This window comes from Jejubacter calystegiae, from assembly GCF_005671395.1.
In the GTDB taxonomy this organism is placed as follows: Bacteria; Pseudomonadota; Gammaproteobacteria; order Enterobacterales; family Enterobacteriaceae; genus Jejubacter; species Jejubacter calystegiae.
Map to the genome: position 1 here is coordinate 4,027,919 of NZ_CP040428.1, position 14,185 is coordinate 4,042,103.

The 14,185-nt window shown below is 60.5% G+C and carries 10 protein-coding genes; 7 read left to right on the plus strand and 3 right to left on the minus strand.

Annotated elements, in window-relative coordinates:
• Positions 1-87 precede the first annotated feature (87 nt).
• Entirely contained in the window at positions 88-525 is a 438-nt protein-coding gene (hslJ, locus tag FEM41_RS18620) for a heat shock protein HslJ (protein WP_138097678.1), read from the plus strand.
• Between the two features lie 2 nt (positions 526-527).
• Here hslJ and FEM41_RS18625 read toward each other — a convergent pair whose 3' ends face one another.
• A complete protein-coding gene (locus FEM41_RS18625) occupies positions 528-794 on the minus strand; it encodes a putative hemolysin (protein ID WP_138097679.1) in 267 nt (88 codons plus the stop codon).
• A 333-nt stretch (positions 795-1,127) separates the two neighbouring features.
• Between FEM41_RS18625 and nifJ the strand changes: the two genes are divergently transcribed.
• Positions 1,128-4,658, plus strand: coding sequence for a pyruvate:ferredoxin (flavodoxin) oxidoreductase (gene nifJ / locus FEM41_RS18630; RefSeq protein WP_138097680.1), 3,531 nt, complete (start codon positions 1,128-1,130; stop codon positions 4,656-4,658).
• 30 nt (positions 4,659-4,688) lie between these two features.
• Here the strand turns inward: nifJ and FEM41_RS18635 are convergent, their stop codons facing one another.
• Positions 4,689-5,648, minus strand: a complete 960-nt coding sequence (locus tag FEM41_RS18635) for a LysR family transcriptional regulator (RefSeq protein ID WP_138097681.1) — start codon at positions 5,646-5,648, stop codon at positions 4,689-4,691.
• Positions 5,649-5,762: 114 nt separating this feature from the next.
• Here FEM41_RS18635 and FEM41_RS18640 point away from each other — a divergent pair, with 114 nt between their 5' ends.
• The 5 genes from FEM41_RS18640 to FEM41_RS18660 all read left to right on the plus strand — a co-directional run bounded on the left by FEM41_RS18640 (position 5,763) and on the right by FEM41_RS18660 (position 12,258).
• Positions 5,763-6,938: a fumarylacetoacetate hydrolase family protein gene (locus tag FEM41_RS18640; protein WP_138097682.1), complete on the plus strand. Its 1,176-nt coding sequence runs from the start codon at positions 5,763-5,765 to the stop codon at positions 6,936-6,938.
• Between the two features lie 54 nt (positions 6,939-6,992).
• Positions 6,993-8,387, plus strand: a complete 1,395-nt coding sequence (locus tag FEM41_RS18645; protein ID WP_138097683.1) for an MFS transporter — start codon at positions 6,993-6,995, stop codon at positions 8,385-8,387.
• Positions 8,377-10,161: an IlvD/Edd family dehydratase gene (locus tag FEM41_RS18650; protein ID WP_206665534.1), complete on the plus strand. Its 1,785-nt coding sequence runs from the start codon at positions 8,377-8,379 to the stop codon at positions 10,159-10,161. The genes FEM41_RS18645 and FEM41_RS18650 overlap by 11 nt, the downstream gene beginning before the upstream one ends.
• 17 nt (positions 10,162-10,178) lie before the next feature.
• A complete protein-coding gene (locus FEM41_RS18655) occupies positions 10,179-11,759 on the plus strand; it encodes an aldehyde dehydrogenase (NADP(+)) (protein WP_138097685.1) in 1,581 nt (526 codons plus the stop codon).
• Positions 11,760-11,841: 82 nt separating this feature from the next.
• On the plus strand, positions 11,842-12,258 hold the full coding sequence (locus FEM41_RS18660; RefSeq protein WP_138097686.1) for a GNAT family N-acetyltransferase: 417 nt from the start codon (positions 11,842-11,844) through the stop codon (positions 12,256-12,258).
• Here the strand turns inward: FEM41_RS18660 and FEM41_RS18665 are convergent.
• Positions 12,242-13,570 (minus strand): APC family permease, encoded by a 1,329-nt coding sequence (locus FEM41_RS18665; RefSeq protein WP_241666520.1) that lies wholly within the window; start codon positions 13,568-13,570, stop codon positions 12,242-12,244. The two genes, FEM41_RS18660 and FEM41_RS18665, sit on opposite strands and share 17 nt — an antisense overlap.
• Between the last annotated feature and the right edge of the window lie 615 nt (positions 13,571-14,185).

Genomic DNA, 14,185 nt, shown 5'->3' on the forward strand with positions numbered 1-14,185 from the left:
CGCGCGCTTTTCAGACTATGCCGCAAAGACGGCGTCATACCTCGCTGCCACACTTCCGGCAGCGTTAACGACAATCAGGGAGAAGAGATGAAGAAGTCATTAGCCACGCTTCTGGTGGCATGTAGCGCGCTGGTTGGATGCGCACAGGGCGATAACAACGCGGCGGGTGCCAGCGCAGAACAGCTTCAGCACCACCGTTTCGTGCTGGAAAGCGTGGATGGGAAACCGCTGACGCTGTCAGACAAAAGCGGACGCCAGCCGGAGATCGACTTCGGCGAGAAAATGCATATTTCCGGCGCCATGTGCAACCGCTTCACCGGTCAGGGCGAGCTGAACAACGGCGTGCTGACCGCCCAACTGGCGTCAACCCGGATGATGTGCGCCGATCCGCAGCTTAACGCGCTCGATAATCTGTTCGGCCAGATGCTGGCCGCAGGCGCTCACATCAGCGTGGCGAACGACAAGCTGACGCTGAAGAACCCACAGCATACTCTGGTCTATAAACGCGCCGAGTGGGTTAACTGAACTTAGTAACTTCCGCAGTTGCCGGACGCCAGCGCCCCTTCACTGCAGCGCTTACCGTTCGGCAACGCACACATTCCCTTCGCAGAGCCATCAAGCTGGCGTGCGACGGAAAGCGAACCGCCAATCATGGCGCAATGCGCTTCACCCTGCGCGGACATCGCCGCTTTCATGCCTGGCGTAACGTGTGCGGCAGTCCCCTGCTGCTGCGGCTCGCTACTGCATGCGGTCAAAAATAAAACGCTGGCTGCCAACCAAAATCCTGCGCGCATCTGCGATCTCCCCTGAATTAAGAATTTTCGACACAAAAACCGTTAAATCATAGGCCAGCCAGGCGGCAGCCGTCGAGCGGCAACCCCTGATATTTCACGTTCTGAAACAGATTTTTGACTGTTTTTATGATCCCGTTCATTTTTTATCACGTGACATTGTCACAATATGGCCAGCCCGCAGTACAGGCGGGACCCGGGGACACAAAAATGAAAATGGTCGTTTCTGCCCTCTGCTAAGATAAAAAGCATACCCATACACAGAAAACTGTTATTTCCTGTTACGGATACGCCGCAAGGCCGTATCGCCTTTTTTGCGCAATGTGAAGGTAGCTTATGATTACAACTGACGGGAATGGTGCCGTTGCTTCCGTGGCCTATCGAACCAGCGAAGTGATCGCGATTTACCCGATTACCCCCAGTTCCACCATGGCCGAACACGCGGGAGCCTGGTCAGTGGACGGCGTGAACAACGTCTGGGGAGATCGTCCGCAGGTGGTCGAGATGCAGTCCGAAGCCGGGGCTATCGCCACGGTGCATGGCGCGCTGCAAACCGGCGCTCTGTCCACCACCTTTACCTCATCCCAGGGGCTGCTGCTGATGATCCCGACGCTGTATAAGCTCGCCGGTCAGCTGACACCCTTTGTGCTGCACGTAGCGGCGCGTACCGTCGCGACTCACGCGCTGTCGATTTTTGGCGATCACTCCGACGTCATGGCAGTACGCCAGACCGGCTGCGCCATGCTGTGCGCCGCCAACGTGCAGGAAGCCCAGGACTTTGCGCTGATCTCCCAGATGGCGACGCTCAACAGCCGTATTCCTTTTATTCACTTCTTCGATGGTTTCCGCACGTCACACGAAATCAATAAAATCGCTCCGCTTTCGGACGATACCCTGCGCCAGTTGATGCCCCAGTCAGCCATTGACGAACATCGGGCCCGGGCCCTTAACCCGGAACATCCGGTAATTCGCGGCACTTCGGCCAATCCGGATACTTACTTCCAGTCCCGGGAAGCCACCAACCCCTGGTACAACGCGGTCTGCGAACATGTGGAACGGGCAATGGACGATTTCGCCGCCGCTACCGGGCGCCAGTATCGCCCGTTTGAATACTACGGGCACCCCGAAGCAGAACGGGTTATCGCCCTGATGGGATCGGCCATTGGCACCTGCGAAGAGGTGGTGGACGAACTGCTTAAGCGCGGCGAAAAGGTCGGCGTGCTGAAAGTGCGCCTGTATCGTCCCTTCTCTGCCCAACGCCTGCTGGAGGCCCTGCCCCAGTGCGTGCGCAGTCTGGCGGTGCTGGATCGCACCAAAGAGCCGGGGGCGCTGGCCGAGCCGCTGCACCTTGACATCATGACCGCGCTGGCGGAAGCGTACAGTAGCGGCGAGCGCGAAACCCTGCCGAAGGTCACTGGCGGGCGTTACGGCCTTTCCTCTAAAGAGTTCGGCCCCGACTGTGCGCTGGCGGTGTTCCGCGAACTGCAAGCCGATCGACCAAAATCGCGCTTTACCGTGGGCATCTATGACGATGTCACCCACCTTTCCCTGCCGCTGACGGCCAGTAACCTGCCGTCTGATGCCCGCCTGTCGGCGCTGTTCTACGGTCTGGGCAGCGACGGCACCGTCTCCGCTACCAAAAACAACATCAAGATTATCGGCAACGCCACCCCGTGGTACGCCCAGGGCTACTTTGTCTACGATTCCAAAAAGGCCGGTGGCCTGACGGTTTCCCACCTGCGGATCAGCGAACATCCCATTCGTTCGGCTTACCTGGTGGACCAGGCCGACTTTATCGGCTGCCACCAGCTACAGTTCGTCGATAAATACGCCATGGTGGAACACCTCAAACCGGGCGGTCTGTTCCTGCTGAACACCCCCTATGAGCCCGAAGAGGTGTGGGAGCGCCTGCCCCAGGAAGTCCAGTCGCAACTGCGCGCGAAGAATGCCCGCCTGTGGGTCATTAACGCCACCCGTATCGCCCGCGAATGCCAGCTTGGCGCGCGCATTAATACCGTCATGCAGATGGCCTTCTTCCACCTGACCGGCATTCTGCCGGGCGATAGCGCCCTGCAGGAGCTCCAGGGCGCTATCGCGAAGAGCTACAGCAGCAAAGGTCAGGAGCTGGTAGAGCGCAACTGGCAGGCGCTGGCGCTGGCACGGGAATCCCTGAGTCAGGTAACCCTGGGTGAAGTGCTGGATAACAGCCACCATATGCCGCCGGTAGTGGCCGATGCCGCGCCGGACTTTGTCAAAACCGTTACCGCCGCCATGCTGGCGGGCCTGGGGGATGCGCTGCCGGTTTCCGCCCTGCCGCCGGACGGCACCTGGCCGGTGGGCACCACCCGCTGGGAAAAACGCAATATTGCCGACGAGATCCCCATCTGGAAGCCGGATATCTGCACTCAGTGTAATCACTGCGTGGCCGCCTGCCCCCATGCCGCTATCCGCGCCAAAGTGGTAGCGCCCGGGGAAATGGAAAGCGCACCCGACTCGCTCCAGTCGCTGGATGTGAAGTCCCGGGATATGCGCGGTCAGAAATATGTGCTGCAGGTGGCGCCGGAAGACTGCACCGGCTGTAACCTGTGCGTGGAAGTGTGCCCGGCCAAAGACCGCCAGAACCCGGAAATCAAAGCCATCAATATGATGTCGCGTCTGGATCACGTCGAGGAAGAAAAGGCCAACTACGACTTCTTCCTCAGTCTGCCGGAAATCGACCGTAGCAAGCTGGAACGTATTGATATCCGCACCTCCCAGTTAATCACCCCGCTGTTTGAATACTCCGGCGCCTGCTCTGGCTGTGGTGAGACGCCCTACATCAAGCTGCTGACCCAGCTTTACGGCGATCGGATGATGGTGGCTAACGCGACCGGCTGTTCGTCAATTTACGGCGGCAACCTGCCCTCTACCCCCTGGACCACCGATGAACACGGCCGTGGCCCGGCCTGGGCTAACTCGCTGTTCGAAGATAACGCCGAGTTCGGGCTGGGCTTCCGCCTGACCGCCAATCAACATGCGGATCGGGTCCGGCGCCTGTTGACCCAACTGGCGGATCGGCTTCCCGCGCAACTGGTGGAACAGCTGAACGCTGAGGCTGAAATTCCCGAGCGCCGCGAGCAGATAGCCGCCCTGCGCCAGGCGCTGGCGGACATCGACTCCCCGCTGGCGCGCCAACTGGCGACTGATGCCGATGCCCTGGTGGCAAAATCCATCTGGCTTATCGGCGGCGACGGCTGGGCCTATGATATTGGCTACGGCGGCCTGGATCACGTGCTGAGTCTGAGCGAAAACGTCAACGTGCTGGTACTGGATACCCAGTGCTACGCCAACACCGGCGGTCAGGCTTCTAAGGCGACCCCGTTGGGTGCGGTAATGAAATTTGCCGAACAGGGCAAGCGCAAGGCGCGTAAGGATCTGGGGGTGAATGTGATGATGTACGGTCACGTCTACGTTGCGCAGATAGCGCTGGGCGCCCAGCTTAACCAGGCCGTGAAAGCGCTACAGGAGGCCGAAGCCTACGATGGCCCGTCGCTGGTCATCGCCTACAGCCCCTGCGTGGAGCACGGCTACGATCTGGCCCTGAGCCACGATCAGATGCGCCAGTTGACCGCCACCGGCTTCTGGCCGCTCTATCGCTTTGATCCACGCCGCGCCGACCAGGGAAAACTGCCGCTCTCGCTGGATTCCCGCCCGCCGTCAGACGCGCTGGCCGAAACACTGCTTAACGAGCAGCGCTTCCGGCGCCTGAACGTCAGCCAGCCGGAAGTGGCGGAACAGCTCTGGCAAGAGGCCGCCAGCGATCTGCAACGCCACTACGACTTCCTGGCGATGCTGGCCGGTAAGCAGCAGAGTAAAGCCAGCGAGTAACTCCCTCCAACCCCGCTTTCCGGCGGGGTTTTACTTTTCCGCCAGCGCGCCTTCCGCCTCTTTCTCTGGCTCCAGCAACAGCGCCATAAACTCCCGGGCGATCCCGGTGAGCGATTCGCCGCGCCTTGTCAGTACGCCATATTCCTGAGGCGCCAGCCGTAGATCGGTATTCAGCACGCTCAACAGCCCCCCGTGCAGGTGGGCGGCGGCCATAGCTTCCGGCAGCATGCCGATCATCGGTCCGCCCTGCAGCACCTGCAGGAAAGTCTGCATCGAGATAGTTTCAACGGTATTGTGTGGCGTGGCGACCCCGGCTGCGGCAAAGGCCTCTTCCATCTGGCGACGGATTGGCGTTCCCTGGGGGTAGAGGATCCACGGCCATGCCAGCAGTTCCCCCAGACTGTAGCGCTGAGTCTGCCCGGCCAGCGGATGGCGACAATTCACCACCAGGCAGAACGGCTCCGGCCCCATCGGGCGGAAGTCGAACAGCTGTAGTTGCTGGGGTTCGGTAAAGCGACCGATAGCCAGATCCAGAGTTCGGGCCTTTAACATTTCCATCAGATGGTCGCTGGTCTGTTCCACCACCTCCAGCGACAGCAACGGCCAGCGTTTTTTAATTCTGACGATAGCCTGGGGCAGCGCCACCGCCGTGGCGGCAAAGATTCCCCCCACCCGCAGATGGCCGTGGCCGCCAGCCCGCAGGCTGTCGATACGCGCCACAAATCCCCGGGCATCGTTAAGCGCAATCTGCGCGTAACGCACCACCTCACTGCCCAGCGCCGTGGGGGGCATGCTACGCGGCAGGCGTTCGAACAGAGGAAAGCCGAACTGATTTTCGATCTCCCTGAGCATTTTACTGAGGGCGGGCTGGCTCAGGCTCATCTGCTCTGCCGCCAGATGCATATTCCCGGTGCGCCCAAGAGTATCGATCAGCAACAGATGGCGGAACTTCAGCCAGTGACAAAAGCTGGTAAACGAGATTTCAGACATAGCGCGCCCTTTAAAGACCGATAACGCCTGGTTATCGATAACTGAATGAATGCCATTGGAGTTTATTCCCCGCGCCGCATAACGTGGCGATAACAACAATGAGGAGAAACTCCCATGACCATCGCTCTGAACCCTGCAAACACCCTGCCCGAAGACGGAACCCGCGGCTGCCTGATTGGCCGCGCCTGGGTTCCCGGCGCCTGCCCCGGTCCTTCACCGGTGGTGATTCGCGGCGACGACGTCTTCGATATTTCGCAACAGGCTGCCACCGTCGCCGGACTTCTGGAACTGGAAAGCCCCGGGGATGTGATACGCCAGACAAAGGGACGCCGTATCGGCTCACTTTGTGAGCTACTGGACAACAGCGGCGACACGCCGGACCCCGAACGCCCTTATCTGCTTTCCCCTGTCGATCTCCAGGTGATTAAGGCCGCCGGCGTCACCTTCGTCGACAGCATGCTGGAGCGGGTGATCGAAGAACAGGCCGCCGGTGACGGCGAACTGGCCAGCGGCCTGCGAGCCCGCATTTACGATCTGACCGGTCCGGATCTACGGGCGGTAAAACCCGGATCCGAACGGGCCGCCGCCCTGAAGCAGTTACTGATCGAACGCGGGCTGTGGTCCCAGTACCTGGAAGTCGGCATTGGCCCTGACGCCGAAATCTTTACCAAGGCGCCAGTGCTGGCAAGCGTCGGCAGCGGTGCTTCCATCGGTATTCATCCCCACTCAAGCTGGAATAATCCGGAGCCTGAAGTGGTGTTGCTGGTCAACAGCCGCGGCCAGATTCAGGGCGCGACCCTCGGCAACGACGTCAACCTGCGCGATTTCGAAGGTCGCAGCGCCCTGCTGCTAAGCAAGGCCAAGGACAACAACGCCTCCTGCGCTATCGGCCCCTTTATTCGCCTGTTCGACGAAAGCTTTACCCTGGACCATTTGCGCAACTGCGAGGTAGAGCTCAGGGTTGAGGGCGATGAAGGCTTCCAGATGCACGGCCTGAGCGCCATGAGCGCCATCAGTCGCGATCCCGAAGATCTGGTCAGCCAGACCCTGAATGCCAGTCACCAGTATCCCGACGGCTTCGCACTGTTCCTGGGGACTCTGTTCGCCCCCACCCAGGACCGGGATCGCCCCGGCGCCGGTTTTACCCACCGCCCCGGCGATGCCGTCACCATTAGCACCCCGATGCTGGGCGCCCTGCGCAATCGGGTCACCACCAGCGATCAAGCACCGCCCTGGACCTTCGGTCTGCGCGCGCTGTTTGACAACCTGAGCCGGCGCCGCCTGCTGTAATGCCCGCCATCCTGAATTCACGCTGTAACGGCAATCCCAATGGAGGAGCATGCTATGCGTGTACAGAATCATTCCACTTCGCCCGATCCGCGTCAGTTGCGGCGGGCGATCTTTACCGGCGCCGTCGGCAGTGCGCTGGAGTATTACGATTTCGCGATTTATGGACTGGCTTCGGCGCTGGTCTTCGGCCATATCTTCTTCCCCTCACTGGGAGTCACCGGTGCCCTGCTGGCAAGTTTCGCCACCTACGGCGCCGGGTTTCTGGCGCGGCCTTTCGGCGGACTGTTTTTCGGATCGCTCGGGGATCGCAAGGGTCGTAAGCTGGTATTGCTTATCACCATCGGGCTGATGGGGGTTGCCACTACGCTTATCGGCCTGCTGCCCGCCGGGCCACTGGGTGCCGTGCTGCTGGTTGCCCTGCGGCTGCTTCAGGGCTTTGGTGCCGGTGCCGAACAGTCTGGCGCTGCCACCCTGATGGCTGAGCTGGCCCCCCCAAAACGCCGCGGCTGGTATGCGGCGCTGCCGTTTATCGGGGTCTTTTCCGGGCTGGCGCTGGCGACTATCACCTTTCGGGTGATGCAGTTGCTGCTGACCGAACAGCAGATCCTGAGCTGGGGCTGGCGTATTCCGTTCCTGCTGAGCGTGGTGCTGATTGCCGTCGCCATCTGGGTACGCTTAAGGTTGAAAGAGAGCCCGGTGTTTAAGACCCTGGAAACTCAGCAGCAGGTGGTTAAAGCACCCATGCGGGCCGTGCTGCGCGATGCGCGACGCCCGCTGGCCGCTACCATCCTGATGCGCATGGCGGAAACCGGCAGCTCCACCCTCTATGCCACGGTTTCCATCGCCTTTCTGACCGGTTATGCCGCCACCCAGGCCCAACAAAGTGCCGCTTTTGCGCAAATCGGCACCAATGCCGTGCTGCTGGCAAGCGTGGCGAGCGTTATCACCACTCCACTGTTCGGCGCGCTTTCGGACAGAGTGGGTCGACTGCGGGTCTATCGTGCCGGAGCACTGTTCTGCATGCTCTGGGCCTTCCCGGCCTGGATGATGATCGCCAGCGGCAATCCCTGGCTTATCACCCTGGCGATTGTCGGCGGTTTCGCTATCGGCGCTAACAGTATGCTCGGCGCCCAGTGTGCCCACTTCACCGAGCTGTTCGGCAACCGCTATCGCTACTCCGGCGTGGCCCTTTCCCGCGAAGTCGGCGCCCTGCTTTCTGGGGGACTCGCGCCGCTACTCGGGATCTGGCTCACAGGACTGGCCGACGGCGCCCCCTGGGTGCTGGCCACATACACTATTGTTCTGGGGGGCATTACGCTTGCCGGTAGCTGGCTTTCCGTAGAAACCCGTGGCCGCGATCTGACGCTGCTTCAGGATGCCGTCGGCCAGCCGCCCCGCCATCGCGCCCCGGGCGCCATACTAATAAGAGAGAATAAACATGAAGGATAAACCGGTACCCACACTGCGCAGCCAGCGCTGGTTCGACGACCCTGACCATGCCGATATGACGGCGCTCTACGTCGAACGCTATATGAATTATGGACTGACCCGCGAAGAGCTACAGTCCGGGCGCCCGATTATCGGCATCGCCCAGACCGGCAGCGATCTGACCCCCTGTAACCGCCACCATCAGGCGCTGGCGGAGCGGGTAAAGGCCGGTATTCGCGATGCCGGTGGCATTCCCATGGAATTCCCGGTTCACCCTATCGCCGAACAGAGCCGTCGCCCTACTGCGGCGCTGGATCGCAACCTGGCCTATCTTGGGCTGGTGGAGATCCTGCACGGCTATCCGCTGGACGGTGTGGTGCTGACCACCGGCTGCGATAAGACCACTCCCGCCTGCCTGATGGCCGCCGCCACCACCGATCTGCCCGCTATTGTGCTTTCCGGCGGACCGATGCTCGACGGTCACTATAAGGGGGAGCTGATTGGCTCCGGCACCGTTATCTGGCACGCCCGTAACCTGCTGGCTACCGGTGAGATTGACTACGAAGGCTTTATGGAGCTGACCACCGCCTCTTCGCCTTCCATCGGCCACTGCAACACCATGGGTACGGCGCTTTCGATGAACGCGCTGGCCGAAGCGCTGGGTATGTCGTTGCCGGGCTGTGCCAGTATTCCGGCTCCCTATCGCGAACGCGGGCAAATGGCTTATCGCACCGGTAAACGCATCTGCCAGATGGTGTTGGACGATCTGCGTCCTTCGAAGATTCTGACCAAAGCGGCGTTCGAAAACGCCATTACCGTGGCATCGGCGCTGGGAGCGTCCAGCAACTGTCCGCCGCACCTGATCGCCATCGCCCGTCATGCCGGCATTGAACTGAGCCTGGATGACTGGCAGCGGGTGGGCGAAGCGGTGCCGCTGCTGGTGGACTGTATGCCCGCCGGGCGTTACCTGGGAGAAGGCTTTCACCGGGCCGGAGGGGTTCCGGCGGTTCTGCACGAATTGCAGAAAGTCGGACGCATTAACGAATCCTGCCTGACCGTGAGCGGTCAGGCCATCGGCGAGATAGCCCGGGAGTCCGGCAACCACAACCCGGATGTGATTCACGACTGGGAAAATCCGCTCAAACACCGGGCCGGATTTATCGTCCTGAGCGGTAACTTCTTCGACAGCGCCATCATGAAGATGTCGGTGGTGGGCGACGAATTCCGTAAGACATGGCTCAGCGAACCCGGAGAGGAAAACTGCTTCGAAGCCCGGGCCATTGTGTTCGACGGACCGGAGGATTATCACGCCCGGATTAACGATCCCGAACTGGCTATCGACGCCCGATCGATTCTGGTGATTCGCGGCGCTGGTACTGTCGGCTACCCCGGCAGCGCCGAGGTGGTCAATATGGCCCCGCCGACCAACCTGCTGAAACAGGGCGTAACCTCGCTGCCCTGCCTGGGGGACGGGCGCCAGAGCGGCACCTCCGCCAGCCCGTCGATCCTCAATATGTCGCCGGAAGCCGCCGTCGGTGGCGGGCTGGCGCTGTTGGAGACCAACGACCGTCTGCGGGTGGACCTTAACCAGCGCCGGGTCGACCTATTGATTGACGATGCCGAAATGGAACGTCGCCGGGCGGCCTGGAAGCCTTCGCTTCCGCCTTCCCAAACGCCGTGGCAGGAAATTTACCGCAGCATGGTCGGCCAGCTTTCCACCGGTGGCTGCCTGGAACCTGCCACCCTTTATCTGCGGGTCGTTAATGACGACAACTTACCCCGACATTCACACTAAAAGATGAGTATTCCGTCATGAAGATTACCGGTTACAACTTTATTGGCTCAGAACGCAGCGCCCAGGGCGATACGGTGCTGGAAAGCCTGGACGCGACCAGCGGCGAAGCGCTGCCGTGGCGTTTTTATCAGGCCACCGAACAGGAAGCCGCCACGGCCTGTGAAGCGGCCCGCAACGCGTTTACCGCCTACAGTCGTCTGGCGCCGGAACAGCGGGCCCGTTTTCTGGAAGCCATCGCCGACGAGCTGGATGCCCTGGACGATGAGTTTCTGACGCTTGCCAGTCGGGAGACCGCCCTTCCCGTAGCCCGGCTACGCGGCGAACGGGGGCGCACCAGCGGCCAGATGCGGCTGTTTGCCACCGTACTGCGGCGCGGCGACTATCTTGGCGCACGTATCGATACGGCATTGCCGGACCGACAGCCGTTACCGCGCTCCGATCTGCGCCAGGCGCGGCTCGGCGTGGGGCCGGTAGCCGTCTTTGGCGCCAGCAACTTCCCGCTGGCGTTCTCTACCGCCGGGGGCGATACCGCCGCCGCGCTGGCGGCGGGCTGTCCGGTGGTGTTTAAGGCTCACACCGGTCATATGGCAACAGCGGAATACGTTGCCGACGCCATCGCCCGCGCCGCCCGCCAGACCGGTATGCCAGAAGGCGTGTTCAGCATGATATACGGCACCACCATCGGCGAAGTGCTGGTCAGACATCCGGCAATTCAGGCGGTGGGCTTTACCGGTTCGCTGCGCGGCGGTCGGGCCATTTTCGATATGGCGGCCAGCCGACCACAGCCGATCCCGGTTTTTGCCGAAATGAGCAGCATCAACCCTATCGTCCTGCTGCCAGAAGCCCTGCGCCGCCGCGGCCCGCAGATAGCCCGGGAGCTGGCGGATTCCGTGGTGCTGGGCTGCGGCCAGTTCTGTACCAATCCGGGACTGATTGTCGGCGTGGCAGGCCCGGAATACACCGAATTCCTGGCGGCGCTGCGCGATGAAATAGCCAGCCGCCCGGCGCAGGTGATGCTGAATGCCGGGATCCTGCAACACTATCGCCAGGGGTTGAACCGACTGAGCCAGCATCCACAGATTGAAACGCTTGCCGGTGAAGCGCGCGATGATAATCAGGCATCCCCATGGCTGTTTAAGGCTGATGCCACACTGCTGGCTAACGGCGATGAGCTGTTACAGGAAGAGGTGTTCGGCCCGGCTACCGTGGCGGTGGAGGCCAGTAGCGCCCAGGGGTTACATCAGGCGCTACTGGGAATGCATGGCCAGCTCACCGCAACGCTAATTGCCGAGCCGGACGATTTGCGCGACTGTCAGGCGCTGGTGAGCCTGCTGGAAGAGAAAGCCGGTCGCCTGTTGCTTAACGGCTATCCTACCGGCGTGGAGGTGTGTGATGCCATGGTGCACGGTGGCCCCTGGCCTGCCACCTCGGACGCGCGCGGTACTTCGGTCGGAACCCTCGCTATCGACCGCTTCCTGCGCCCGATCTGCTATCAGGACTATCCCCAGGCGCTGCTGCCGGATGCCCTGAAAGACGCAAATCCGTTGGGTATCACCCGGCTGGTGAACGGCGTTAACACCCGCGAACCGCTACGCTAAATGACGCCTGTGCCGGGGGGATAGTTTTATCCCTCCGGGCTGTGTTACAAATGCTTTAGCACAGCCACCAACGGAGCACAGCATGAAGATAACGGTAAGCAATGCCATTAATGAACGAGACAGGGAAGCGCTTTACAAAGGGCTGAGCAGCTACAATTCGCAATTTATCGACCGCAGCAACTGGGGCGATTTAAGCGTATTTATGCATGACGATGCCGGTCGGGCGCAGGCAGGGCTTATCGCTTCACGTAAGGGTAACTGGCTTTCCATCCATTTTTTGTGGGTTAATGAGGCTCTGCGCGGTAGCGGCGCAGGCAGCCAACTAATGCAGGCCGCCGAACAGAGTGCACGGGAACAGGGCTGCCGGTTTGCGCTGGTGGATACCTTCAGCTTTCAGGCCCGCCCCTTCTACGAGAAGCTGGGCTATGAGTTGCAGATGACCCTGGAAGACTTTCCCGGCGACGGCCAGTCGGTTTATTACCTTAAAAAGCGGCTGTAGCGTGCCCCTGGCGGCGCCACAGTATCACCAGCCCCACCACTAACCAGAGCGCCCCGGCCACCAGCGCCGGGGCGTGAATATGGAACAGAACCGGCACCAGCACCGCGATCCCAAAGAGCGGCATCAGCCCGCAAGCCAGCAGCGAGCGCAGACTACGCTGGCGCTGTTTCACCAGAAACAGGCCGATCACCGAGCAATGCAGCAGAATAAAGCCGCAAATCGCCCCCACATCTACAAAAGAGACCAGATGAGACAGCCCGTTATCGACGCTGGCGGCGATCACCGCCAGTACGGTGTTGACCGCAGCAGCGGCCAGCAGCGCAGTGACCGGTAACCCGCTACGCTTGCCAATTTGACTCAGGGAGCCAGGCAGGGCACCCGCGCGCCCCATGCTGAACAACAACCGCCCCGCTGCCGCCTGCCCCACCATTGCAGAGAAAGCAGCGCCCAGCGCCTTCACAAAGGCCAGTGCATCGCCCAGCCATGGGGAAATAGTGTCGCCGACAATCACATAATATGCCTTGCCCTGAAGCTCGGGCTGCTGCTGGAGCGTCTGACTGTCCCAGGGGCTGAGCAGCGCCCCCAGCCAGGTCTGAGCTACAAACAGCACCCCGGCCAGGATCAGACACCACATAGTCGCCCGACCGGGCTGATTGCGGGAACCCTGGTTTTCTTCGGCAAAAGTTGAAATAGCATCGAACCCCAGATAAGAGAGAACCGCCACGGATACCCCGGTCAAAACGGCACTGCTGTTTACCCCATCGATCCCGATAAAAGGCGCCAGCAGCGGTCGGTTAAATCCCTGCTGCCACAGCACCCACAGTCCACCGGCCAGAATCAGCGCCAGCACAATCACTTCGGCAATCAGCACCGTCATGGTCACTTTTCTGGTCTTATGTAGCCCGGTCAGGTTCAGAGCCGTGGTCGCTACCACGGCCAGCAGCGTCCAGGCCCAGACCGGCACCGAGGGCACCAGCGCATTTAATGAAATACCGCTAAACAGATAAGCCACCGCCGGAATAAACAGATAATCCAGCAGAATAATCCAGCCAGCGATAAAACCCACCCGGGGGTTAATCCCTTCCCGGGTATAGGCATAAACCGCCCCGGCGTTGGGCACCGCCCGCGACATCAGCGCATAAGACCATGCGGTAAAGCCCATCACCACGGTCGCCACCACATACACCAGCGGCACCACCCCGCCGCTGGTGGCATCCAGCGTGCCAAATAGCCCCACCGGCGCCGCCGGACCAATAAACAGTAATCCCATAATGACTAAGTCGCGCATCCGCAACGAACGTGCCAGTGCCATCCCCATCACCTTTGATTGTTATTATCTGAACCAGGGCAAGTGTTAAACGGTACAGCACCTGGTGGAAGGGAAATCATAGAAGGGTTTGATCTATGTTATGACTGACCTTCTCCTTCCAACCCACAGGCAGGCAAATGCGTCCGTAAAACGCTGGCATTCAGCGCCGTAATCCGTACCATACGCATCACGCATTTGCCCATGGGGCTAACCTTTTTTACGCCGTCCGCAGGATGCCGGGCGCGTACCGCGGCCAGAGAGCAGCGACGCCGGGTGTGGGGCGCAGAAGCCGTCCTGGCGCTACACTCACCCTACTGAGCCGCCCTTTTTCGATGTTTTGAAATACAGATAAATGCAAGATAACCAACAGATTAGCAAGAAAGAGCAATACAACCTCAATGTAAATCAGTCATTTTTTTAACTGACTGAAAACATTTTATTTTTATTTAAAATCAATCAAGTACGTTATTTCACCTGCTACGTTAATCCACACTGATTTCCTATTTTTATGCCCCTTTTGCCCCCATTTTTGCCCCCGACACACCAGGGGCAACCAGACTAATAATTGCCCGGAGCGTGAGCGTTAATATCGATACGCGGCATCACCACCATTCCATA